Origin of the sequence: Pseudomonas sp. SLBN-26, assembly GCF_006715895.1 — a bacterium.
Classification (GTDB): domain Bacteria; phylum Pseudomonadota; class Gammaproteobacteria; order Pseudomonadales; family Pseudomonadaceae; genus Metapseudomonas; species Metapseudomonas otitidis.
Genome location: NZ_VFOB01000001.1, coordinates 2,158,517 through 2,182,052, shown reverse-complemented (window position 1 = coordinate 2,182,052; position 23,536 = coordinate 2,158,517). Strand labels below are relative to the sequence as shown.

At 65.7% G+C, this 23,536-nt stretch carries 15 protein-coding genes, 1 other RNA gene and 1 pseudogene; 11 read left to right on the top strand and 6 right to left on the bottom strand.

Annotated elements, in window-relative coordinates; all coding sequences use genetic code 11:
* Nucleotides 1-18 precede the first annotated feature (18 nt).
* From smc to ligA, 3 genes are all read left to right on the top strand, one after another.
* On the top strand, nt 19-3,507 hold the full coding sequence (smc, locus tag FBY21_RS09985; RefSeq protein WP_074967625.1) for a chromosome segregation protein SMC: 3,489 nt from the start codon (nt 19-21) through the stop codon (nt 3,505-3,507).
* Nucleotides 3,508-3,719: 212 nt separating this feature from the next.
* On the top strand, nt 3,720-4,529 hold the full coding sequence (zipA, locus tag FBY21_RS09980) for a cell division protein ZipA (protein ID WP_074967626.1): 810 nt from the start codon (nt 3,720-3,722) through the stop codon (nt 4,527-4,529).
* 70 nt (nt 4,530-4,599) lie between these two features.
* Nucleotides 4,600-6,972 carry an NAD-dependent DNA ligase LigA gene (gene ligA, locus FBY21_RS09975; RefSeq protein ID WP_142010738.1) on the top strand — a complete coding sequence of 791 codons (2,373 nt, stop codon included), beginning with the start codon at nt 4,600-4,602 and terminating at the stop codon, nt 6,970-6,972.
* Nucleotides 6,973-7,019: 47 nt separating this feature from the next.
* Here ligA and FBY21_RS09970 read toward each other — a convergent pair whose 3' ends face one another.
* On the bottom strand, nt 7,020-7,301 hold the full coding sequence (locus FBY21_RS09970; RefSeq protein WP_044412796.1) for an HU family DNA-binding protein: 282 nt from the start codon (nt 7,299-7,301) through the stop codon (nt 7,020-7,022).
* Nucleotides 7,302-7,435: 134 nt separating this feature from the next.
* On the opposite strand from FBY21_RS09970, the pseudogene FBY21_RS30245 reads away from it, so the two are divergent.
* The 6 genes and pseudogenes from FBY21_RS30245 to recR form a co-directional block, all read left to right on the top strand.
* A pseudogene (locus FBY21_RS30245) lies at nt 7,436-8,212 on the top strand (MCP four helix bundle domain-containing protein); the annotation flags it as partial.
* Between the two features lie 153 nt (nt 8,213-8,365).
* Nucleotides 8,366-9,070 (top strand): methyl-accepting chemotaxis protein, encoded by a 705-nt coding sequence (locus FBY21_RS30240; protein ID WP_373870858.1) that lies wholly within the window; start codon nt 8,366-8,368, stop codon nt 9,068-9,070.
* 104 nt (nt 9,071-9,174) lie between these two features.
* Nucleotides 9,175-9,271: signal recognition particle sRNA small type (ffs, locus tag FBY21_RS09960), an RNA gene on the top strand.
* 205 nt (nt 9,272-9,476) lie between these two features.
* Nucleotides 9,477-11,639 carry a DNA polymerase III subunit gamma/tau gene (dnaX, locus tag FBY21_RS09955; RefSeq protein ID WP_142010734.1) on the top strand — a complete coding sequence of 721 codons (2,163 nt, stop codon included), beginning with the start codon at nt 9,477-9,479 and terminating at the stop codon, nt 11,637-11,639.
* Between the two features lie 11 nt (nt 11,640-11,650).
* Nucleotides 11,651-11,977 (top strand): YbaB/EbfC family nucleoid-associated protein, encoded by a 327-nt coding sequence (locus FBY21_RS09950; RefSeq protein ID WP_044412787.1) that lies wholly within the window; start codon nt 11,651-11,653, stop codon nt 11,975-11,977.
* A gap of 204 nt (nt 11,978-12,181) precedes the next feature.
* Nucleotides 12,182-12,781: a recombination mediator RecR gene (gene recR / locus FBY21_RS09945; protein ID WP_044412784.1), complete on the top strand. Its 600-nt coding sequence runs from the start codon at nt 12,182-12,184 to the stop codon at nt 12,779-12,781.
* A 38-nt stretch (nt 12,782-12,819) separates the two neighbouring features.
* Here the strand turns inward: recR and FBY21_RS09940 are convergent, their stop codons facing one another.
* Nucleotides 12,820-13,305, bottom strand: coding sequence for a GNAT family N-acetyltransferase (locus FBY21_RS09940; RefSeq protein WP_142010731.1), 486 nt, complete (start codon nt 13,303-13,305; stop codon nt 12,820-12,822).
* Nucleotides 13,299-13,736 carry a rhodanese-like domain-containing protein gene (locus FBY21_RS09935; protein ID WP_142010729.1) on the bottom strand — a complete coding sequence of 146 codons (438 nt, stop codon included), beginning with the start codon at nt 13,734-13,736 and terminating at the stop codon, nt 13,299-13,301. The genes FBY21_RS09940 and FBY21_RS09935 overlap by 7 nt, the downstream gene beginning before the upstream one ends.
* A gap of 97 nt (nt 13,737-13,833) precedes the next feature.
* Here FBY21_RS09935 and ftrA point away from each other — a divergent pair, with 97 nt between their 5' ends.
* A complete protein-coding gene (gene ftrA, locus FBY21_RS09930; RefSeq protein WP_142010727.1) occupies nt 13,834-14,802 on the top strand; it encodes a transcriptional regulator FtrA in 969 nt (322 codons plus the stop codon).
* Nucleotides 14,803-14,879: 77 nt separating this feature from the next.
* The gene (locus tag FBY21_RS09925; protein WP_142010724.1) at nt 14,880-16,028 is read left to right on the top strand and encodes an acyl-CoA dehydrogenase family protein; all 1,149 of its coding nucleotides are present in this window, start codon (nt 14,880-14,882) and stop codon (nt 16,026-16,028) included.
* Between the two features lie 63 nt (nt 16,029-16,091).
* Here FBY21_RS09925 and FBY21_RS09920 read toward each other — a convergent pair whose 3' ends face one another.
* The 3 genes from FBY21_RS09920 to FBY21_RS09910 all read right to left on the bottom strand — a co-directional run bounded on the left by FBY21_RS09920 (nt 16,092) and on the right by FBY21_RS09910 (nt 23,451).
* The gene (locus FBY21_RS09920) at nt 16,092-17,165 is read right to left on the bottom strand and encodes an NAD(P)H-dependent flavin oxidoreductase (RefSeq protein WP_142010722.1); all 1,074 of its coding nucleotides are present in this window, start codon (nt 17,163-17,165) and stop codon (nt 16,092-16,094) included.
* 130 nt (nt 17,166-17,295) lie between these two features.
* On the bottom strand, nt 17,296-21,816 hold the full coding sequence (locus tag FBY21_RS29910) for a calcium-binding protein (RefSeq protein ID WP_160158590.1): 4,521 nt from the start codon (nt 21,814-21,816) through the stop codon (nt 17,296-17,298).
* Between the two features lie 219 nt (nt 21,817-22,035).
* Nucleotides 22,036-23,451, bottom strand: a complete 1,416-nt coding sequence (locus tag FBY21_RS09910) for an HlyD family type I secretion periplasmic adaptor subunit (protein WP_142010717.1) — start codon at nt 23,449-23,451, stop codon at nt 22,036-22,038.
* Between the last annotated feature and the right edge of the window lie 85 nt (nt 23,452-23,536).

Here is a 23,536-nt window from a genome sequence, read left to right as displayed (position 1 = left end):
TGACCGGGAGAGGCGCCCATGCGGCTCAAGTGCATCAAGCTGGCCGGGTTCAAGTCCTTCGTCGACCCCACCACGGTCAACTTCCCCAGCAACATGTCGGCGGTGGTGGGCCCCAACGGCTGCGGCAAGTCCAACATCATCGACGCCGTGCGCTGGGTGATGGGCGAGAGCTCGGCCAAGAACCTGCGCGGCGAGTCGATGACCGACGTCATCTTCAACGGCTCCAACACCCGCAAGCCGGTGGCCCAGGCCAGCATCGAGCTGATCTTCGACAACTCGGACAACTCCCTGGTGGGCGAGTACGCCGCCTTCGCCGAGATTTCCATTCGCCGCCGCGTCAGCCGTGACGGCCAGAACACCTACTTCCTCAACGGCACCAAGTGCCGCCGCCGGGACATCACCGACATCTTCCTCGGCACCGGCCTGGGGCCGCGCAGCTACTCCATCATCGAGCAGGGGATGATCTCCAAGCTCATCGAGGCCAAGCCCGAGGACCTGCGCAATTTCATCGAGGAAGCCGCCGGCATCTCCAAGTACAAGGAGCGCCGCCGCGAGACCGAGAACCGCATCCGCCGCACCCACGAGAACCTGGCGCGCCTGACCGACCTGCGCGAAGAACTGGAGCGCCAGCTCGACCGTCTGCACCGGCAGGCCCAGGCGGCGGAGAAGTACCAGGAGTACAAGGCTGAGGAGCGCCAGCTCAAGGCCCAGCTGTCCGCCCTCAAGTGGCAGGCACTGAACGAGCAGGTGGGCCAGCGCGAGGGTGTGATCGGCAGCCAGGAGGTGGCCTTCGAGGCACTGGTGGCCGAGCAGCGCAACGCCGACGCCGCCATCGAGCGCCTGCGTGACGGCCACCACGAGCTGTCCGAGCGCTTCAACCTGGTGCAGGGCCGCTTCTATTCCGTGGGCGGTGACATCGCCCGGGTCGAGCAGAGCATCCAGCACGGCCAGCAGCGCCAGCGGCAACTGCAGGACGACCTGCGTGACGCCGAGCGCGCCCGCCAGGAGACCGAGTCCCACCTGGGGCATGACCGCACCCTGCTGGCGACCCTCGGCGAAGAGATGGACATGCTCATCCCCGAGCAGGAACTCAGCGCCGCCGCCGCCGAAGAGGCCAGCGCCCAGCTCGAAGAGGCCGAGGCCGGCATGCAGGGCTGGCAGGAGCGCTGGGACGGCTTCAACCAGCGTAGCGCCGAGCCCCGGCGCCAGGCCGAAGTGCAGCAGGCGCGCATCCAGCAGCTGGAACAGAGCCTCGAACGCGTGCTGGAGCGCGAGCGCCGCCTGGCGGATGAGCGTACCCAGCTGGCCGCCGACCCCGAGAGCGCGGCCATCCTCGAATTGAATGAACAGGCCGCCGCTGGCGAGCTGGAACTGGAAACCCTGCAGGCCGCCGAAGAGGCCCTGGTGGAGCGCCTGGAGCAGCTGCGTGATGAACTGCAGCGCGCCAGCCAGGCCCAGCAGCAGGCCCAGGGCGAGCTGCAGCGCCTCAACGGCCGCATCGCCTCGCTGGAAGCCCTGCAGCAGGCCGCCCTCGACCCCGGCGCTGGCACGGCGGACTGGCTGCGTGAGCATGGGCTCGACCAGCGCCCGCGCCTGGCCGAAGGCCTGCGGGTGGAGGCGGGCTGGGAACTGGCGGTGGAGACCGTCCTCGGGGCGGACCTGCAGGCCGTGCAACTGGATGATTTCCAGGGACTCGACCTGGCGGGCTTCAGCCAAGGCGACCTGCGCCTGGTGGCCGCCGGCCAAGGCGGTGCACGAATCGCCGGTAGCCTGCTGGACAAGGTGGAGTCACGACTCGACCTGGCCCCTTGGCTCGGCCGCGTGCGTCCGGTGGAGAGCCTGGACGAGGCCCTGGCCGGCCGCGCCGCGCTGGCCGCTGACGAAAGCCTGATCAGCCGCGATGGCTACTGGGTCGGGCGCAACTTCCTCCGCGTCCGTCGCGCCAGCGAAGCGGAAAGCGGCCTGCTGGCCCGTGGCCAGGAGCTGGAGCGCCTGCACGCCGAGCGTGACGAGCGCGAAGCCACCCTGGAGCGCCTCGACGAGGCCCTGCAAACCCTGCGGGACCAGCAGCGCCAGCAGGAAGAAACCCGTGAACAACAACGCCGCCAGGTGCAGGACGAGGCGCGTCGCCTGTCCGAGGTGAAGGCCCGCCTGTCTGCCCAGCAGGCGCGGGTCGAGCAGCTCAACCTGCGTCGCCAGCGCCTGGAAGCGGAGCTGGCCGAACTTGATGAACAGCGTGCCCTGGAGCATGAGCAGCTGGGCGAAGCCCGCCTGGTGCTGCAGGACGCTCTGGACGCCATGGCCACCGACACCGAGCAGCGCGAACGCCTGCTGGCTGAGCGCGATGACCTGCGCGAACGCCTCGACCGCATCCGCCAGGAGGCTCGCCAGCACAAGGACCAGGCCCACCAGTTGGCCGTGCGCCTGGGCTCCCTGCGGGCCCAGCACGACTCGACACGCCAGGCCCTGGAGCGCCTCAGCCAGCAGTTCGAACGCCTCGAAGAGCGTCGCGAGCAGCTCAGCCTCAACCTGGAGGAGGGCGCCGCCCCGCTGGAAGAGCTGCGCATGAAGCTGGAAGAGCTGCTGGAACGGCGCATGGCGGTGGAAGACGAACTCAAGCTCGCCCGGCTCGCCCTCGAGGATGCCGACCGCGAACTGCGCGACGCCGAGAAGCGCCGCACCCAGGCCGAGCAGCAGTCGCAACTGCTGCGCGGCCAGCTGGAACAGCAACGCATGGAGTGGCAGGCCCTGACCGTGCGCCGCAAGGCGCTGCAGGACCAGTTGCTGGAAGACGGCTACGACCTGCACGGCGTACTCGCCACGCTGCCCGAGGGCGCCAGCGAGCCCGCCTGGGACGAGGAGCTGGAGCGACTGGCCGCGCGCATCCAGCGCCTGGGTCCGATCAACCTGGCGGCCATCGACGAATACCAGCAGCAGTCCGAGCGCAAACGCTACCTGGACGCACAGAACGATGACCTGGTGGAGGCGCTGGACACGCTGGAGAACGTCATCCGCAAGATCGACAAGGAGACCCGCAACCGCTTCAAGGAAACCTTCGACCAGATCAACGCCGGCCTCCAGGCGCTGTTCCCGAAGGTCTTCGGTGGTGGGCACGCCTACCTGGAGCTGACCGGCGAAGACCTGCTGGACACCGGGGTTGCCATCATGGCGCGTCCGCCAGGCAAGAAGAACAGCACCATCCACCTGCTGTCCGGTGGCGAGAAGGCCCTTACCGCGCTGGCGCTGGTGTTCGCCATCTTCCAGCTCAACCCCGCGCCGTTCTGCATGCTCGACGAGGTGGATGCGCCGCTGGACGACGCGAACGTCGGCCGTTATGCACGATTGGTCAAGGAAATGTCGGAGAAGGTCCAGTTCATCTATATCACCCACAACAAGATCGCCATGGAGATGGCCGACCAGTTGATGGGCGTGACCATGCACGAGCCGGGATGCTCACGGTTGGTCGCCGTGGATGTCGAGGAGGCGCTTTCCCTCGTAGAGGCCTGACACGCCCGGCCGGCAATGCCGCCCGGGTTGCCCTGCAGGCCTCGTGATCAGAGGTTTCTCTGCTGGGCTGGCCGTGCTAGCTTAATGCCCAATTTTTTTGACACGTGGAAAACGCCATTGGGAACATGGAGTTGGGCGCCACGTTTTCAGAGGACCGGATGTCCTTTCTTCATCACTATCAGAATATTTTTTGACCAGGGGACACAGGATTAATGGAAATCGGTCTGCGCGAGTGGCTGATCGTCATCGGCGTCATCGTAATCGCCGGCATTTTGTTCGATGGCTGGCGCCGCATGAGTGGCGGCAAAGGCAAGCTCAAGTTCAAGCTCGACCGCAGCTTCTCCAACCTTCCCGATGACGGGGAGGACCCCAACCTCCTCGGACCGGCCCGCGTTCGCGAACGTGGGGAGCCCTTGCTGGACGAGGAAGACCTGCCCAGCATGAGCGCCAAGGAACTGAACAAGCGCCGCAACGAGCCACGCCAGGGCGACCTGGCGCTGGACGAGCCGGTGCCGACCCTGCTGACCCCCGTCGAGGAGGCCGCAGCGGCCAAGGCGGCGCGCCCGGCCAAGGTCCAGGACCTGCCGCCCGTGGAGGAAGTGCTGGTGATCAACGTGGTCGCCCGCGACGAAGGCGGCTTCAAGGGGCCCGCCCTGCTGCAGAACATCCTCGAGAGCGGCCTGCGTTTCGGCGAGATGGACATCTTCCATCGCCACGAGAGCATGGCCGGCAATGGCGAGGTGCTGTTCTCCATGGCCAACGGCGTCAAGCCCGGCACCTTCGATCTGGACGACATCGACCTGTTCAGCACCCGTGCGGTGAGCTTCTTCCTCGGTCTGCCTGGCCCGCGTCACCCGAAGCAGGCCTTCGACGTGATGGTGGCCGCAGCCCGCAAGCTCTCCCAGGAACTGAACGGCGAGCTGAAGGACGACCAGCGCAGCGTGCTGACCGCCCAGACCATCGAGCATTACCGCCAGCGCATCGTCGAGTTCGAGCGTCGCAGCCTGACCCAGAAGCGCTGAACCGGAAGATCCACCGAAACAGAGCAGCCCAGGCTGCTCTTTTCGTTTGCACGGAAAAGAGCCCCGCATCATGAACGAAACCTCAGGCAATGCCGCCCAGCGCATCCAGGCACTGCGTGCCGAACTGGATGAGCACAACTACCGCTATTACGTCCTCGACGAGCCCAGCGTGCCCGACGCCGAGTACGACCGCCTGTTCCGCGAGCTGCAGGCCCTGGAAGCCGAGCACCCGGAACTGGTCACCCCCGATTCGCCCACCCAGCGTGTCGGCGGCGAGGCCCTCAGCGCCTTCGGCGAGGTGCGTCACGAAGTGCCCATGCTGAGCCTGGGCAACGCCTTCGAGGAGGAGGACCTGCTGGCCTTCGATCGCAGCGTGCAGAGCGGCCTCGGCCTGTCCGGCGGCGACCTCTTCGGCGGTGGCGCAGCCGTGGAATACAGCTGCGAACCGAAGCTCGACGGCCTGGCCGTCAGCCTGCTGTACCGCAACGGCGTGCTGGAGCGAGGCGCGACGCGTGGCGATGGCACCACCGGCGAGGACATCAGTGCCAACGTGCGCACCATCCGCAACGTACCGCTCAAGCTGAAGGGCGAGGGCTGGCCGCAGGTGCTGGAGGTACGCGGCGAGGTGTACATGCCCAAGGCCGGCTTCGAGGAGCTCAACGCCCGCCAGGCCGAGAGCGGCGGCAAGACCTTCGCCAACCCGCGCAACGCCGCCGCCGGCAGCCTGCGCCAGCTGGACCCGAAGATCACCGCCAGCCGTCCGCTGGAGTTCTGCTGCTACGGCATCGGCCAGGTCAGCGCCGAACTGGCCCCCACCCAGGTGGGCATGCTGGAGCGCCTCAAGGGCTGGGGCATTCCCATCAGCCGCGAGCTGCGCCTGGCCAAGGGCGTCGAGGCCTGCCTGGACTACTACCGCGACATCGGCCAGCGGCGCATGGCGCTGCCCTACGACATCGACGGCGTGGTGTTCAAGGTCAACACCCTGGAGGACCAGCAGCAGCTGGGCTTCCGCGCCCGCACCCCGCACTGGGCCATCGCCCACAAATTCCCCGCCCAGGAGGAGCTGACCGAGCTGCTGGACGTCGAGTTCCAGGTCGGCCGTACCGGTGCGGTGACGCCCGTGGCGCGCCTCAAGCCGGTCAAGGTGGCGGGTGTCACCGTCGCCAACGCCACCCTGCACAACATGGACGAAGTCGCCCGCCTGGGCCTGATGATCGGCGACACCGTCATCATCCGCCGCGCCGGTGACGTGATCCCGCAGGTCATGCAAGTGGTAGCAGAGCGCCGCCCTGCGGATGCCCGCCCGGTGCACGTGCCGGAGCAATGCCCGGTGTGCGGTTCCGCCGTCGAGCGCACCCAACTGGTCAAGCGCGCCAAGGGCAAGGCCACCACCAGCGAAGGCTCGGTTTACCGCTGCGTCGGCCGCCTGGCCTGCGGCGCCCAGCTCAAGCAGGCGATCATCCACTTCGCCTCCCGCCGCGCGATGGATATCGACGGCCTGGGCGACAAGATCGTCGAGCAGCTGGTGGATACCGGCCTGGTGGCGTCGCCCGCCGACCTCTACACCCTCACCTACGAGCAGGTGGTGGAGCTGGAGGGCTTCGCCGATCTGTCGACCCGCAACTTGCTGGCGGCGATCCAGGACAGCGCCAAGCCGACCCTGGCGCGCTTCATCTTCGCCCTCGGCATTCCCGATGTCGGTGAAGAGACCGCCAAGCTGCTGGCTCGCGCCCTCGGCTCGCTGAAGCGCCTGGAACAGGCACTGCCGGAAGTGCTGACCTACCTGCCCGACGTGGGGCTGGAAGTGGCGTCGGAGATCCACAACTTCTTCGGCGACGACCACAACCGTCAGGTGATTGCCGACCTGCTGGCCCGCGGCGTCGTCCTGCAGGACGAAGGCGAGGTCAGTGCCGAATTCACCGCCTGCGCCTCCCTGGGTGGCTTCCTCGACAAGCTGAACATCCCCGGCATCGCCACCACCGGCGCCGAGAAGCTGGCGGCCCGCTTCGGCAGCCTGCAGGGCGTGATCCAGGCCGATTGGCTGGACCTGCGCCAGGTGGAACGCCTCAACGAAAAGGCCGCCCGCTCCCTGCGCGACTTCTTCGACGAGCCGGCCAACCGCGAGCACGCCCTGCGCATCGAGGCGCAACTGCTGGAGTTCGGCATGCACTGGTCGTGCGAGCGCAAGGTGGTGGAAGGGTTGCCCCTGGCCGGGCAGACCTGGGTGCTGACCGGCACGCTGGAGGCCATGAGCCGCGACCAGGCCAAGGACAAGCTGGAAGCCCTGGGGGCCAAGGTGGCGGGTTCGGTCTCGGCGCGTACCCACTGCGTGGTCGCCGGGCCGGGTGCTGGCTCCAAGCTGGCCAAGGCCACCGAGCTGGGGTTGCGGGTGCTGGACGAGGAGCAGTTCCTCGCTGAACTGAAGACCCTCGGCGCCGCGTGAAGGCGCCACACATGAAAAGGCCGGGCTCGATGCCCGGCCTTTTCGTATCAGCCGTTGATGGCGTCGGTCAGGGCCTTGGCCGGCACCAGCTTGACCACTTTCTTCGCGGCGATCTCGATGCTCTTGCCGGTCTGCGGGTTGCGGCCGGTGCGCGCCGGGCGTTCGCTGACCTTGAGCTTGCCGATGCCCGGCAGGGTGATCTCATCGCCGTTCTCCAGCGAGTCGCTGACGATCTCGCTCAGTTGCTCCAGCACGGCGCGCACGGTTGCGCGGGTGGCGTCTGTGGCGTCAGCGATGTCGGCGATGAGTTGGTCTTTGGTGAGTGCCATGGGGGTGCTCCGATGAAGATGAAGGCGCCCGGCTCTAAGCGGGGCGGGGGCACGCTAGCACAGTTCGGTTTCCCGCGCGTTGCAGGGAGTCGGACTACGCTTGTGCGAATCGCCGCGCCCTGGGGAGAGTCGTCATGCTGCAAGCCTTCGCCGACCTGAGTTTCCGCTGGAAGATCACGTTGCCCATCCTGCTCCTGCTGGTCCTGCTCGCGCTGCTGGGCGGGCTCGGCGTGCAGGGGCTCAACCAGGTGGTCGACTCCAGTGCCCGCCTGACCAATCGCTACCTGCCCGCCGTCAGCCTGTTGCTGAACGCCGACCGCGACCTCTACCAGGCCTTCACCGCCGAGCGCAGCCTGCTGGACGAGAGCTCCGGGGACTTCGTCACCCAGCTCAAGTCCGACCATGCCGAGAACCTCCAGCAGGCCTACGACCGGGTGCACAAGTACGCCGACCTCAAGCCCGGTGACGAGGCTCGTCAGCTGGTGGCCAGCTTCGACCGTGGGTTTGCCGAGTGGAAGGCCACCTCGCTGAAGGTGGTGGCCCTGTCCTCCAGCGAGCCCGAGGCAGCCAGCCGCCTGAGCTTCGGCGACAGCGAGAAGCAGTTCCAGGCCATGCGCGATGTCATCAACAAGCTGGGTGAACTGGAGGATGCCGAAGCCAACGCCGAGGGCCTGGCGTCGACCGCCCTGGGTCAGCAGCGCAGCCTCCAGCAGGGCGTGATCATGGCCGTTGCCTGCGGCATCTGCCTGCTGCTGGTGCTGGGGTTCCCCACCCTGGTGACCCGCCCGCTGCATCGCCTGCTGGAACGCATCGAGCAGATCGCCGAGGGCGACGGCGACCTGCGTGTACGGCTGGAAGTCACCTCGCGGGACGAACTGGGCAAGCTCAGCCATGCCTTCAACCGCTTCCTCGACAAGCTCCAGCCGTTGATCCGTGAAGTCGGCCGGGTGACCGACGAGGTGGCCAACTCCGCGCGCAGCCTGGCCGGCCTGGCGGCCGCCAATGACCGCCTGATCACCAGCGAGCACGCCGCTGTCGACCAGGTGAGCACCGCTGCCACCGAGATGAGCGCCGCTGTCCACGAGGTGGCCCGCAGCGCACAGAACGCCGCCGACGCCGCCCGCCACGCCGAAAGCCAGTCCCGCGAGGGCGCCCAGGTGGTGGGGGCCACCATCCGTGCCATCCGCCAGCTCGCCCAGGAAGTGGAGAGCGCCTCCACCACCATCGAGACGCTGCAGCAGGAGACCGCCAACATCGGTGCGGTGCTCGCCGTCATCAAGGGCATCGCCGACCAGACCAACCTGCTGGCACTGAACGCCGCCATTGAAGCCGCCCGGGCAGGCGAGCAGGGGAGGGGGTTCGCGGTGGTAGCCGATGAGGTCCGCGCACTGGCTGCCCGCACCCAGGACTCCACCAAGGACATCCAGGAAATGATCGCCCGCCTGCAGGTCGGCGTTGAGAATGCCGTGCGGGCCATGCAGGCCGGCAGTCATCAGGCGCGGGACAGCGTCGAGCGCGCCGCCGGGGTGGACCAGGCCCTGAGCGACACCGGCGATTCGGTGCAGCGGATCAACGACATGGCCGCGCAGATCGCCACCGCCTGCGAGGAGCAGAGCAGCGTGACCGAGGAGATCGCCCGCAACATCAGCGACATCCGCAACCTGTCCATGGAGGCCTCTCAGACCTCGGACCAGAGCACCCAGGCCAGCCGGCACCTGTCCGAGCTGTCCAGCGGCCTGGCCAGCCTGGTGGGGCGCTTCCGGGTCTGAACGCAAGTGCTTGTCAGGAAAAGTGATTTCAGCGGTTGTAAGTTTGCCAAGAGCCAGTACAATGGCGCGGCTCGCCGATCTGGCGAGTCGCGTTATGGTGGCCCTGCCGGTCCCCCCGCATTGATCAGCCGTGAACCCGGTCAGGCCCGGAAGGGAGCAGCCGCAGCGGTGACATCGAGTGCCGGGGTGTGGCTGGTGGGGTCGCCTCCTAATTTCTACCCTCGCTTCATCCCCTTCTTTCTGATTTCTTCGCCACGCATTGCGTGAGCACTGCCGTGCCACGTCCCGTCCTTATGGCGTTCCCGTGACCGAAAGAAGTTCGTCACGAGCGTGCATCTCGGGTGCAATTTGCAGGTTGCTCCGCTAGCATTAGCCCCCTCCCGATTCACTGCTGCGACGGTTTTCAATGAGTTATCAGGTTCTTGCGCGCAAATGGCGTCCCCGCTCGTTCCGGGAAATGGTCGGCCAGACCCATGTGCTGAAGGCCCTGATCAACGCCCTGGACAACCAGCGCCTGCACCACGCCTACCTCTTCACCGGTACCCGTGGCGTGGGCAAGACCACCATCGCGCGCATCCTCGCCAAGTGCCTGAACTGCGAGACCGGCATCAGCTCCACGCCCTGCGGCCAGTGCTCGGTCTGCCGGGAGATCGACGAAGGTCGCTTCGTCGACCTGATCGAAGTGGACGCCGCGAGCCGCACCAAGGTCGAGGACACCCGCGAGCTGCTGGACAACGTGCAGTACGCGCCGACCCGGGGCCGCTACAAGGTCTACCTGATCGACGAAGTGCACATGCTCTCCACGCACTCGTTCAACGCGCTGCTCAAGACCCTCGAAGAGCCGCCGCCCCATGTGAAGTTCCTGCTGGCCACCACCGACCCGCAGAAGCTGCCCGTTACTATCCTCTCCCGCTGCCTGCAGTTCTCCCTGAAGAACATGCCGCCGGAGCGCGTGGTGGAGCACCTGACCCACGTACTCACCGCCGAGAGCGTCCCCTTCGAGCCGGACGCGCTGTGGCTGCTGGGCCGCGCCGCTGATGGCTCCATGCGCGATGCCATGAGCCTCACCGACCAGGCCATCGCCTTTGGTGAAGGCAAGGTCCTGGCCACCGACGTGCGCGCCATGCTCGGCACCCTCGACCACGGCCAGGTCTACGGCGTGCTCCACGCGCTGCTGCAGGGCGATGCTCGTGGCGTGCTGGAGGCCATCCGCCACCTGGCCGAGCAGGGCCCGGACTGGAACGGCGTGCTGGCCGAAATCCTCAACGTGCTGCACCGCGTGGCCATCGCCCAGGCCCTGCCCGATGCCGTCGACAACGGCCAGGGCGACCGCGACCGCGTGCTGGCACTGGCCGAGGCGCTGCCGGCGGAAGACGTGCAGTTCTACTACCAGATGGGCCTGATCGGTCGTCGTGACCTGCCCCTGGCGCCGGACCCGCGCGGCGGCTTCGAGATGGTGCTGCTGCGCATGCTGGCGTTCCGCCCGGCCGATGCCGACGGCGCGCCGAGGGTGGTGCTAAAGGATCCGGGGATCAGCAAGGCCACAGCTGATTCCAGCCAGAACCCCGTGGCCGGAGCCGCCGTTGTGGCTCCGGCGGCCGTCATCCCCGCGCCCGTGCCCCAACCGCCCATGCCGGCCCCTGTCGCCGCGCCCGCTCCGGCGGTCGTGCCGGCCCTGCAGCCGGCGCCGGAACCGGTGGTCGAGGCCGCGCCTGCTGCCGTGGTGCCCGAGCCTGAACCCGAGCCTGTAGCGCCGGTCGAGCCCGTCGTGGCGAGCGAACCGGTCATCGAGCCGGCGCCGCAGCCCGCCGTGGTTGCCGAGTCCCCCGCCGAGGTGCCGGTCGACCTGCCCTGGGAGGAGCCCGCTGCAGCAGCCGCGTCCGTGCAAGTCGCGCAGCCTGCCCCCGAGCCCGAGCCCGAGCCCGAGCCCGAGCCCGAGCCTGCAGCCGAAGCGCCCGTACCGAACGCCGCACCGGCCCCAGACGTCGCAGCGTCGGCACCTGTCGCCGAAGCCGTGCCGGCGTCCGAAGCGCCCTTCGACGACGAAGAGCCGCCGCCCGGGGACTATGACGACTACTATCAGGCGGACGCCGATTCCATCGCCTACCTCGACGAGCTTCCCGTCGGCGAGCCGGCCGTGGTGGCCGAGCCCGAAGTCCTGCCGGATGTGCAGCCGGCCACTGGCCTGGCCGCCGAATGGCTGGACCTGTTCCCACGCCTCGGCATCAGCGGCATGACTGGCAACATCGCCGCCAACTGCACCCTGGTCGCCGTGGAGGGTGACACCTGGCGCCTGCACCTGGACCCGGCCCAGAGCGCCCTGTTCAACGCCACCCAGCAACGGCGCATGAACGAGGCCCTCAACCAGTACCACGGCCGCACCCTGACCCTTGAGGTGGAGATCCGCCGCCCCGAGCAGGAAACCCCGGCCCAGGCCGCCGCCCGCAAACGTGCGGCCCGCCAGCGTGACGCCGAAGACTCGATTGCCAGCGACCCGTTGGTGTTGAAGATGATCGAACAGTTCGGGGCCAGCGTGCGCCCGGACACCATTGAACCCCTTGACCGCTGAGGACAACCATCATGATGAAGGGTGGCATGGCAGGCCTGATGAAACAGGCCCAGCAAATGCAGGAAAAGATGCAGAAGATGCAGGAAGAGCTGGCCAACGCCGAAGTGACCGGTCAATCCGGTGCCGGCCTGGTGAGCGTGGTCATGAACGGCCGTCACGACGTCAAGCGCGTGAGCCTGGATGACAGCCTGATGCAGGAAGACAAGGAAATCCTCGAAGACCTGATCGCCGCCGCCGTCAACGATGCCGTGCGCAAGATCGAGCAGAACAGCCAGGAGAAGATGTCCGGCATGACGGCCGGCCTTCAACTGCCGCCCGGCTTCAAGATGCCCTTCTAAGTGGGGAGCGCCCAGCCAGCACGCATGACTGCGTTGCGAACGGCTCCGGGCATCCTCATTTACAGACGTAAACTCCGGTGCCCGTAGCCGTTCACGCCTTGTACTGCATGCCGTCTGATCGCTCCTGGCGACAGCGACTGTAAATAGAAGTCGGAAGCGAGCAGGGCACTGGAGCTCGTTTCAGCCCCAATCCGAGATTTCTGAATGAGCTTCAGTCCGCTGATCCGCCAACTGATCGACGCCCTCCGCATCCTGCCCGGTGTAGGCCAGAAGACGGCCCAGCGCATGGCGCTGCAGTTGCTGGAGCGTGACCGCAGCGGCGGCCTGCGCCTGGCCCAGGCACTTACCGCTGCAATGGAAGGTGTCGGGCATTGCAAGCAGTGCCGCACCCTCAGTGAGGACGACCTCTGCCCGCAGTGCGCCGATCCGCGTCGCGACGACTCGCTGCTGTGCGTGGTGGAAGGGCCGCTGGACGTGTTCGCCGTGGAGCAGACTGGCTATCGCGGCCGTTTCTTCGTGCTCAAGGGGCACCTCTCGCCCCTGGATGGCCTGGGCCCGGAGGCCATCGGCATTCCTGAGCTAATGGAGCGGATCGAGGCCGGTGCCTTCAGCGAAGTGATCCTCGCCACCAACCCGACCGTGGAAGGGGAGGCGACCGCCCACTACATCGCCCAATTGCTGGCACCCAAGGGCCTGGTGGCCTCGCGCATCGCCCACGGCGTACCGCTGGGTGGCGAGCTGGAACTGGTGGACGGCGGCACCCTGACCCACGCCCTGGCCGGCCGCCGCCCCATCGGCCTCTGATCGCTCTTCCGTAGCCCAGGATCGCATCGGCCTACCGGCTACCCCAGCGCAGCCAAGGCCTCCAGCGCCTTGTCATCCATCCCGTAGGCAATCCACTTGCTGTCGGGGCGACCGCCCAGGCGTTGATAGAAGTGCTCGGCACCTCGGTTGCCCACCAGTACATCCCACTTCAGGCGTCCCGCGCCGCGAGCTTGCGCCCAGCGCGCCACGGCGGCCATCAGGCGCTGTCCCTGACCCTGGCCACGCGCGTCCGGCACCAGGTACAGCTCCTTGAGCCGCACCGTCGGGCGCAAGTCGTAGGTGAAGACGATCTCCTGGGCCACGGCATAGCCGAGCAGTCGGCCCGAGGTTTCCACCACGAAGACCTGGCACTGGGGCTCCGGGCCGAAGGCGCGGGCCAGCAGTTGTGCCTCGTTCACCGCGAACTCCTCCAGGTACGCCTCGAAACGCGCCAGCTCGCGCATCAGCGGGAGGATGGCGGGCACGTCCTCGGCCCGCGCCTCGCGTACGGATGGGCTCAACATGCGCACGAGATGGCTGGGTGGGCTGTCTGCGGGCTTTGCGCGCCGCTCAGGCTCAGGCCCTCGTCCAGCCAGCCGGTGACGCCGCCGAGCATCTCCTTCACCGCGAAACCCAGCCCGGCCAGGCGCACGGCCGCGCGATGCACGCCGTTGCAGTGAGGGCCGGCGCAGTAGACGACGAACAGCGTGTCGCGCGGGTAGCCGGCCATGAACTCGGCGGTCATCAGCCGATGGGGGATGTTGATCGCGCCCGGCACATGGCCGGCGGCATAGGCCGCCTCGCTGCGCACGTCGACCAGTACGTAGTCCACGTCACCGGCCTGCTGGCTGGCATGTACGTCCGAGCAATCGGTCTCGAAGGCCAGGCGTTGGGCGAAATGGGCGAGGGCGGCTTCCGGGTGGGCAGCGGGATGCTGGCGAACGAGGCTGGGCATGGTGGTTCTCCGTCGGTTAGGGGATGGCGCCACTGTATCCAGCGCGTTTTCTTCCCTAAAGTGGCGGGCGAGACAGTAACTGGTAAGTTTCCGCCAAATGCACGACGACCCTGGCCTGGTGGCCATCCTCGCCTACGACGGCCTCTGCACCTTCGAATTCGGCATTGCCGTGGAGATCTTCGGCCTGCCACGGCCCGAGTTCGATTTCCCCTGGTATCGCCACTGCATCGTCGGTCTGGACGACGGCCCCATGCGCGCCATGGGCGGCATCCAGGTGCTGGCCGATGCCGGCCTGGAGCGCCTGGCCGAGGCCCGGACCATTGTCATTCCCGGCTGGCGTGACCGCGCCGAGGCACCCCCGGAACGGCTGCTGGCAGCCCTGCGTGATGCCCATGCCCGTGGGGCACGGCTGGTGTCCATCTGCTCCGGCGTTTTCGTCCTCGCCGCCAGCGGCCTGCTGGACGGCCAGCGCGCCACCACCCACTGGCGCTACACCGACGAACTGGCGCAGCGCTTCCCGGCCATCGAGGTGGACCCGGACGTGCTCTACGTGGATGCCGGCCTGCTCATCACGTCGGCCGGCAGCGCTGCCGGTATCGACGCCTGCCTGCACCTCGTAGCGCGGGACTTCGGCACCCAGGTGGCCAACACCGTGGCCCGACGCCTGGTCATGTCGCCCCAGCGGGCTGGCGGCCAGGCGCAGTTCATTCCCGCCCCGGTGGCGCAGGCGCCGCGCAATGACTTGTCCGCCCTGATGCAGTGGGCCCGCCAGCACCTGCACGAGCCCCTGGAGGTGAGCCAACTGGCCCGCCGCGTGGCCATGAGCGAGCGTACCTTCCTGCGGCGTTTCAGCGAAGCCACCGGCATGACCCCCAAGGCCTGGCTGCAGCACGAGCGCCTGGCCCGTGCCCGCGAACTGCTGGAAAGCACGGCCGACGGCAGCGAGCGCATCGCCGAACGGTGCGGCTTCCGCTCGGTGGAGAGCTTCCGCGTTGCCTTCCGCAACGCCGTCGGGCTGCCGCCTTCGGCCTACCGTGAGCGCTTCGGCGCGGCGCATACGACCTGATCGATGGCGCAACTCCCGCCTTGAAAACCAAGCAAGCGCTCGGTAAGTTTTCCTGACTTTCGCCAGGGAGCTACGCCATGCCGGCCTGCCAAGAATACTTCGACGAATCCCATCAACTGGTGCGTGATTCGGTACGCCGCTTCGTCGAGCGGGAAATCCTCCCCCACATCGACGACTGGGAAGAGGCCGAATCCTTCCCCCGCGAGCTCTACCTCAAGGCCGGTGCCGCCGGCATCCTCGGCATCGGCTACCCCGAGCAATACGGCGGCAGCCATGAGGGCGACCTGTTCGCCAAGGTGGCCGCCAGCGAAGAGCTGATGCGCAGCGGCTCCGGTGGCCTGGTGGCCGGGCTCGGCTCCCTCGACATCGGCCTGCCGCCCCTGATCAAGTGGGGCCGCCCCGAGCTTCGCGAGCGCATCGCCCCGCAGGTGCTGGCCGGCGAGAAGATCATGGCACTGGCCGTCACCGAGCCCTCCGGCGGCTCCGACGTGGCCAACCTGAAGACCCGCGCGGTGCGCGAGGGGGACTTCTACCGCGTCAACGGCAGCAAGACCTTCATCACCAGCGGCGTGCGCGCCGACTACTACACCGTGGCGGTGCGCACCGGCGGCGACGGCTTCGGCGGCGTCAGCCTGCTGCTGATCGAGAAGGGCACCCCCGGCTTCAGCGTCGGGCGCCAACTGAAGAAGATGGGCTGGTGGGCCTCCGACACCGCCGAGCTGTTCTTCGAGGACTGCCTCGTCCCGGTGGGCAACCTCATCGGCGTCGAGAACATGGGCTTCGCCTGCATCATGGCCAACTTCCAGTCCGAGCGGCTGGCCCTGGCCATCATGGCCAACATGACCGCCCAGATGGCCCTGGAAGAAGCCGAGCGCTGGGCCCGCGAGCGGCAGGCCTTCGGCAAACCCATCGGCAAATTCCAGGTGCTCAAGCATCGCCTGGCGGAAATGGCCACCCAGGTCGAGGTCTCCCGCGAGTTCACCTACCGCCAGGCGGCGAAGATGGCCGCCGGCAAGAGCGTGATCAAGGAAATCTCCATGGCCAAGAACTTCGCCACCGACGTGGCCGACCGGGTCACCTACGACGCCGTGCAACTGCTCGGCGGCATGGGCTACATGCGCGAGAGCCTGGTGGAGCGGCTCTACCGCGACAACCGCATCCTCTCCATCGGCGGCGGCTCGCGGGAAATCATGAACGAGATCATCAGCAAGCAGATGGGCCTCTGAGCCCACGTCCGGTGCCGCGAGGCACCGGGCTCCACCCTCAGGGGATGAAAGCGCAGAGGCCTTTCAGCGCCCCATGCGCTCCAGGGCTTCGGCCGCCAGCACCCGAGTCAGCTCGCCCGCCGGCAGGTGCTTCGACAGCGCCGCCGCCTGGCCCGACCACAGCGACATGAAATCATCGGCACCTGCCGCCTCGGCCTTGGCCCGTAACGGGGCCAGCGCACCGCCCGCCAGCGGGAAGGCCGGCGCCAGGTCGCTCAACGGCCCCACCTCACGCATCACCCGATTGAGAATCCCCCGCGCCGGGCGCCCGGTGAACAGGTTGGTGATGGCCGTACCGTCGTCCCGGCTCTGCGCCAGCGCCTGGCGGTGCAGGGCCGGCAGGCGCGCCTCCGGGGTGAACAGGTAGGCCGTGCCCAACTGCACCGCCGCCGCCCCCAGCGCGAAAGCCGCCGCGATGCCCCGTGCATCGGCGATGCCACCGGCCGCAATCACCGGTACCCGCACCGCATCCACCACCTGGGGCAGCAGCGCGAAGGTGCCCACCTGGGTGTCCACCCTCGTATCGAGGAACAGCCCGCGATGACCGCCGGCCTCCGCGCCCTGGGCAATGATCGCGTCACAGCCCCGGGCCTCCAGCCAGCGGGCCTCGGCCACCGTGGTGGCCGACGAAATCACCTTCGCCCCGGTCGCCTTCACCCGTTCCACCAGCGCTGCCTCCGGCAGGCCGAAGTGGAAGCTCACCACCTCCGGGCGCAATGCCTCCACCAACTCGCAGAGTGCTTCATCGAACGGCGCGCGGTTGGACAGCGGCACCGGCTCGGCCGGGTCCAGGCCGAGTTCCAGGTAGTAGGGCTCCAGGCGCTGCTTCCAGGCCGCCAGGCTGACCTCGTCCGGCACCGGCGCCGAGTGGGCGAAGAAGTTCAGGTTGATCGGCGCCGCAGTCCCTTCGCGAATCCGCCCGACTTCCTGGCGGATCTGCTCGGTACTCAGCATCGCGCAGGGCAGCGAACCCAAGCCACCGGCCTGCGCCACCGCCACCACCATCTCCGCATACGACGGCCCCGCCATTGGCGCCTGGATGATGGGCAGTTCGATGCCGAACAGATCCTGGATACGGGTATCGGGCCAACGGGACATGGCAGCGCTCCTGGCAGGGGAAAGGGCGACAGGATACTGCCAAATGCAGCGCGGCAGAGCGGGCGGATTGCCGCGCTGCCGCCCAAGACGAACAAGGCCCCTTGCGGGGCCTTGTCGAAAGCGGGTGGTGTTACTGCCAGTTGGCGGCGATCACCACCTCCAGTTGAGCCCGTTGCTCAGGCGTGAGGTTGGCGTTGCCCGCAGTCGGCGGCGCGAAGGCCGCCATGGCGTTGACCAGGTTCTGCACCTGGCTGTCGAGGAGGGTCTTGCCGTCAGCGGTCTTGATCGTCTCGACGTGATTCGAGGCGCTGGCGTACCAGTTGCTGATGGTGACCTTGTCGTCGGAGCCGAGGACGGAGAGTTCCAGGTTGTTGCCGGTGCGCTTGAACCAGACATCCGAGGCATTGATGCCTTCGCCAAGGCTCAGGACGTCGTTCCCGCCGTTGTCGTAGAGGGTGTCCTGGCTGTCGCCTTTCCCGAAGGTGTAGGTGTCGTTGCCTGTGCCCCCGTTGAGGATATCGTTGCCGAGGCTGCCGGCTAGAAGATCATCACCGGTACCACCGTCGAGGGTGTCGTTACCCAGGCCACCGATCAGCACATCGTCACCGGCATCGCCGTTGAGGTTGTCATTGCCATTGCCGCCGATGAGCAGGTCGTTGCCATTGCCGCCGTAAAGAGTGTCCTTACCTTCGCCGCCGTCGAGCAGGTCGTTGCCATCTTCGCCGTAGAGATGGTCATCCCCGAGTTCGCCGTAGAGTGAGTCATTGCCTACTCCCCCGTAGACCGAGTCGTTGCCGTTGCCGGCGGTGATCAGGTCATGGGTGACATAGCCGGTAATGGCATCGTTGCCACTGGTGCTGACCAGGGCGAGCTGCTTGACTGTGTCGACGCCCCAGACGGTACTGTCAGCGAAGCGGATTTCCTCTAGTCGGTAGGCACTGGTTCCATCGAGGTGAAAGTAGTTGCTGACGGTGATGCGGTCAGCGGTGCCGCTGAGCGAGAGTACGAGGTTAGTGCCGCTGCGGGTGATAAGGATGTCACTGGCAACGATGCTGCTTCCAAACTCGATGGTATCGAGTTTATTGGCTGTGGTGTCGTAGTTGCTGATGGTGTCGCTGCCCCAACCACGCTCGAAGCGGTAGATATCATTGCCGGCGCTGCCGCCGAGAGTGTCATTGCCCAGACCGCCGATTAGTGTGTCGTCACCGGCACCGCCATCGAGGCTGTCGTTGCCGCTGCCGCCGAGGAGCAGATCATTTCCGTTGTCGCCGCCGAGAGTGTCATTGCCTTCCCCGCCGTCGAGTAGGTCGCTACCTTCTCCTCCGTACAGACGGTCATCCCCGAGTTCACCGGAAAGCGAGTCATTGCCCGCTGCGCCGTAGACCAGGTCGTTGCCGTTGCCTGCGGTGATCAGGTCATTCGTGGTGTAGCCGGTTAGGGTGTCGTTACCACTGGTGCTGACCAAGGCCATCTGCTTGACGGTGTCGATGTTCCAAGTGGTTCCGTCGACGAAGCGGACTTCCTCGACTTTGTAGGGGCTGGTTCCATCAAGGTAGAAGTAGTCGCGGACGGTGACACGGTCAGTGGTGCCACTGAGCGAAAGCACGAGATTATTTCCGCTGCGGGTGATGAGGATGTCGCCGGTAGTTATACCTGTACCGAACTCAATGGCGTCGAGCTTGGTGGTGGTGTCGTAGTTACTAATGAAATCGCTACCCCAACCACGCTCGAAGCGGTAGACATCATTACCGGCGCCACCGTCGAGGGTGTCGTTACCCAGGCCACCGATCAGCACATCGTCACCTGCATCGCCATTGATGTTGTCATTGCCGCTGCCGCCGATGAGGAGATCGTTGCCGTTGCCTCCGGAGAGTGTGTCGTTACCATCGCCTCCGTCGAGTATGTCGTTAGTCGCATAGCCGATGAGAGTGTCGTTGCCGCTGGTTTTGGCGACGGACATCTGCTTGACGGTGTTGATGTTCCATACGGTGCCGTCGGCGAAGCGGATTTCTTCAACTTTGTAGGGGCCAGTTGCGTCGTCGCTGAAGTAGCTGTTGACGGTGATGCGGTCCGTGGTGCCAATGAGCGAAAGCACAAGGTTGGTGCCACTGCGGGTAATGAGAATTTCGCTGGCACCAATGCCGGTCCCGAACTCGATGGCGTCGAGCTTGTTGGAGGTCGAGTCGTAGTTGCTGATGGTGTCATTGCCCCAACCACGCTCAAAGCGGTAGACATCATTGCCGGCACCACCGTCGAGGTAGTCGCTGCCCAGGCCACCGATCAGCACATCGTCACCGGCATCACCGTAGAGGTAGTCATTGCCGTTGCCGCCGAGGAGCAGGTCATTACCGTTGCCGCCGTAGAGGACGTCGCTGCCTTCACCACCGTCGAGCAGGTCGTTGCCATCCTCGCCGTTGAGTTGGTCATTGTCGTTGCCACCTTCCAGGTAGTCAGCCCCTCCGTTTCCGTAGAGAGTGTCCTGGCCTCCTTCACCTAAGAGGAAGTCGGTACTGCCGGAGCCTTTGATACTGCTTGCTCCAGTAGTGTCGAACACCACGCTGTTTTCAGCTCCCAGCTGTTGGCGGAGCGATTCGACATCCGCTTGGGCCAACTGCCGTATCCAATCGCCGGAGAGCGCTGCCTCCCTAAAGGACCATCCCCCGCTTGCCGCAGAGGCATTACCGAACTCGAACAGGTCGACTATGGCGCGGACTGGTTGACTGGAGTGTACTTCGGTGAACTTCTCCATCATCTTGCTGAAATCCAGTGTCAAGCCGTCCTTCGTCATGGCAAGAGATATCAGGTCTACGTATGGTTTGAGCCGGGTCTGGAGTAGTAGGCCGTTGTAGACCGAGTCGAGCAAAGCTTGGTAGGCCGTCCGAATACCCACCTCCTGCGCTTGACCGATCGAGAAGTCCTCTTCAGTCAGGTAGTAGGTCGTCCCAGTGACCAGCACGGCATTTGCCTTGGCTGTGCGTCCCTGAATGCCTGCCTTGTACTCCAGAGCTAGCTGGCCGTTCCAGCCATCTCTAGTCTGCGGTTTGAAATCGAAGAAGTACTGGCCGTTGAAAACCTCCAGGACCCGGACCATTTCCAGCAGCTCTTTCTTGCGCACTTGGTCTGCGGTCGGCCCACTGCTTTGCGAATCGCCGATCGTCGTGCCCTGGACTCCGCCGCCTCCACCTGAGCCACCTACGCCCATGCCCTCCCGTTTGATTTCCCAGGAATAGGCAAACTTAACCTCGAAGGCGCGGCCACTGGCCAAGTCGGAGACGCGTTCGTCGAAGGTGCGGAAATCTGCACTGTCTGCCCAGGCGTTAACGAGGTTATTCAGCAGTGCCAACTGGGCAGCGCGGCTGTCGGCTTGGGAGTAGGTCGACAGAGCCGCTCTCACAGCGCCGCTGAGCGCTGCGGCTTCACGCAAGTCCCTTACAGCACCTGCACCGCGCATGTTCGGGGTTTCGGCCAGGTGCGCCGGGATCGAAATCGCATCGGCGAATCGACGGTAGAACGGGTTGTTCTCGAAGTAGACATCGCCCGATACACCCACCTTCCCGCCATGGTTTTCATCCCATTGGAAGGTGCTGAAACCGTCGATGTGGTTGTCGTTGCCCAGCGCTTGTTTCTTGCCATCGGAACTCGTGGAAATGCTGGCAATACCCGTTTCCTGCAGCGTCTTGAGCTCGTTGGCCTGGCTGATGCCGTCGCCGTTCAGGTCTCGCCAGATGCGCAGGTCCGCCCAGACATTATCGCTGGCATCCAGCTTGCCGTCCCCGTTGCTGTCCACGGCCTGCATGGCCTCGAAACCATCGCGGGCCTTCTGTCCGTTGGCGAGTAGGGTGTGCTCGCCAAACAGCTCGCGGCCGCTGTCGATCGTGCCATTGCCATTTCGGTCGAGAACTAGGAGGCCGTCGTCTGCCTTCACCCAGCCTGAGCCATGCTTGTTGCCATCACCGTCATGGTCGAACAGGGTCTGGCCTTCCGCGCCATAGGTCTCGATGCCATCACCATCCAGGTCCAGCACGATTGGCGAAGACGTCTTCAATGCGCGCTCGTAGTGAAGGTTAACATTTGGGTCCACCCCATTAACGGCTGCATCGACCTGAGCATCAATGTAATCACCGCGGTGTTTGAGCGCAGCGTAAGCATTACCCAAGAGGCCTTTGGAAAGCAGTCCATTTTCATCGGGGTCGATCAAGTCAGCAGGGTCGAGATAGAACTCGTCACTTTCCAGCCTGACCTTAAACGGCCCCATATCTAGGTCAGCCTTCAGCTTCACTTTGAAAGCTCTATCCCCATCCTCATCTATCCCTGCTCCAATCTGAGCGCTGACAGAGGCCTTAGGGGCATAGGGACCGGGGCCTTTGATTTCTCCGCCGATTACAATCGAGTCAATCTTCAAAGTGCCATTCGGTTGTATTACGCCTGCGTTACCGACTTTAACTGCCAGCCATCCGCCAGTAACCGGAATTTTTACAGTTTCAGAGTAAGTGCCTTTTGCCTGATCGTATTTAATATTTAAGGCAGCAAAATCACCAGAGACAAATGCCTGGCCGTTCGAGTTGAACTCAACATATGCCTTCGCCTGGTCTTTACTAACTGTGATTCCGGGTGAACCATTTTCAGGGTTGTAGTGTGAAGTGATGCTCATATGTTTCATTTCCCTTGAAGAGCGGTTGCAGGTTTGCGTGCAACACGGTTGTTGAATTAGTGCTGGAGAGGTATGCCGCATAGAAAAGCGGCTGATAGGCAGGTAGCCATAACGTCAGTGCCAGCAGCGGGAGTACGATAAATATCGATCCATGCTGGCTTTCAATCTGAGCTGTATGAGCGCTTTTCAGCGCGTCAGTGGCTCGAATTAATGTGGCTCTTACCGCTCCCCCAAACTCTCATCCTGATATTCCTTCAACGGACTCAGGAAGTAGTCGATCACCTTCCGCTTGTCCGTTTTAACTTCCGCCCGTACGGCCATGCCGGGGGAGAGTTCCACGCGTTTGTCGCCGACCTGGATGCTGTTCTCCTCCAGCTGGATGCGGGTGCTGTAGACCAGGCCGCGTTTTTCGTCGTCGATGGCGTCGTTGGAGATGCTGACGACCTTGCCGTGCACCACGCCGTATTTGGTGAAGGTGAAGGTTTCCACCTTGATCTCGACTTCCTGGCCGGGGTGGACGAAGCCGATGTCCTTGTTCTCCAGCATGGCTTCCACTTCCACCGGTTGGTCACTGGGGACGATGACCATCAGCGGCTGGGCCTCGGTGACCACGCCGCCGTTGGTGTGGATGGCCAGTTGCTGCACGGTGCCGTCCACCGGGGCGGTGAGGCGCATCAGGCGGTCGCGCTGTTCGGCCTTCTTCAGCTCCTGGACGAGGCCGGCGGCACGTTGTTCGGACTCGTGCTGCAGGTCGAGCATGGCGCGGCGGGTCTGGGCCAGCACGGTGTTGCGCTGGCGTTCGGCGGCGCTGCGGGCGGCGGTGAGTTCGATCACGCGGGCCTGCTGGATGGCCAGCTCGCGCTCCTGGTCGAGGCGTGCCTGCTCCTTTTCCAGGTAGGCGTGCTTGGCCACGTAGGCCTTGTCCAGCAGGCGCTTGTAGTCGGCGGAGAGCTGGCGGGTGATGGGTAGGGACTCCTCCAGCTTGGCCACCCAGGCCTTGGCGGCCTGGATCTCGGCCACACGCTGTTCGATCTCGGCGTCGGCCTGGTCGAGGGTGCTGCGCAGCTCCAGGTACTGGCCCTGCAGCCAGCGCTGGGCGGCCAGTTGCTGTTCGGGGCTGGCCTCGGGTATCAGCGCGGCGAGGGAGGTGGGCTCGCCACCGTCCTGGATGGCGTCGAGCAGAGCGCGGGCGCGGGCGCTGTCCACCTGGGCGGCGAGCAGGTCGCTCTTCAGGCGGTCGACGTCGGCACCGGTGATCTGCGCGTCCAGGTCCACCAGCAGGTCGCCGGCCTTCACCTTCTGCCCGTCGTAGACGTGGATGGCCTTGACCACCGCTACCTCGCTGGGCTGGATGACCTTGGTCTTGCCGCTGGGGACGATCTTGCCGGTGGCGGTGGCCACCACGTCGATCTCGCCGATGCAGGCCCACACCAGCGCCAGCACGGCGAAGGCGATGATCAGCCACTGGATGATGCGTGGCGCCGGGTGCGGCGGCTGCTCCTGCAGGGCCAGGGCGGCGGGGAGGAATTGCACCTCGTGGCTCAGGCGCGCGGGCGCGTCCATGGCCTTGCGGTTGCGCCAGGCGTGGCGCCAGACGGTGCGGTAGCGGTTGATCAGTTCACGGCGTGCGCTCATGGCGTGGGCTTCCTTGCGGGTGAGGTTGCGCTCACCCCGGGCCTCTCCCGGTGGGAGAGGGGGCTGGCTGGAATGGGGTTCATCA

Excerpts from the sequence above, each read along its gene's own strand:
- smc (WP_074967625.1), top strand. The coding sequence starts at position 19 with ATGCGGCTCAAGTGCATCAAGCTGGCCGGGTTCAAGTCCTTCGTCGAC.
- zipA (WP_074967626.1), top strand. The coding sequence starts at position 3,720 with ATGGAAATCGGTCTGCGCGAGTGGCTGATCGTCATCGGCGTCATCGTA.
- ligA (WP_142010738.1), top strand. The coding sequence starts at position 4,600 with ATGAACGAAACCTCAGGCAATGCCGCCCAGCGCATCCAGGCACTGCGT.
- FBY21_RS09970 (WP_044412796.1), bottom strand. The coding sequence starts at position 7,301 with ATGGCACTCACCAAAGACCAACTCATCGCCGACATCGCTGACGCCACA.
- FBY21_RS30240 (WP_373870858.1), top strand. The coding sequence starts at position 8,366 with ATGAGCGCCGCTGTCCACGAGGTGGCCCGCAGCGCACAGAACGCCGCC.
- dnaX (WP_142010734.1), top strand. The coding sequence starts at position 9,477 with ATGAGTTATCAGGTTCTTGCGCGCAAATGGCGTCCCCGCTCGTTCCGG.
- FBY21_RS09950 (WP_044412787.1), top strand. The coding sequence starts at position 11,651 with ATGATGAAGGGTGGCATGGCAGGCCTGATGAAACAGGCCCAGCAAATG.
- recR (WP_044412784.1), top strand. The coding sequence starts at position 12,182 with ATGAGCTTCAGTCCGCTGATCCGCCAACTGATCGACGCCCTCCGCATC.
- FBY21_RS09940 (WP_142010731.1), bottom strand. The coding sequence starts at position 13,305 with ATGTTGAGCCCATCCGTACGCGAGGCGCGGGCCGAGGACGTGCCCGCC.
- FBY21_RS09935 (WP_142010729.1), bottom strand. The coding sequence starts at position 13,736 with ATGCCCAGCCTCGTTCGCCAGCATCCCGCTGCCCACCCGGAAGCCGCC.
- ftrA (WP_142010727.1), top strand. The coding sequence starts at position 13,834 with ATGCACGACGACCCTGGCCTGGTGGCCATCCTCGCCTACGACGGCCTC.
- FBY21_RS09925 (WP_142010724.1), top strand. The coding sequence starts at position 14,880 with ATGCCGGCCTGCCAAGAATACTTCGACGAATCCCATCAACTGGTGCGT.
- FBY21_RS09920 (WP_142010722.1), bottom strand. The coding sequence starts at position 17,165 with ATGTCCCGTTGGCCCGATACCCGTATCCAGGATCTGTTCGGCATCGAA.
- FBY21_RS29910 (WP_160158590.1), bottom strand. The coding sequence starts at position 21,816 with ATGAGCATCACTTCACACTACAACCCTGAAAATGGTTCACCCGGAATC.
- FBY21_RS09910 (WP_142010717.1), bottom strand. The coding sequence starts at position 23,451 with ATGAGCGCACGCCGTGAACTGATCAACCGCTACCGCACCGTCTGGCGC.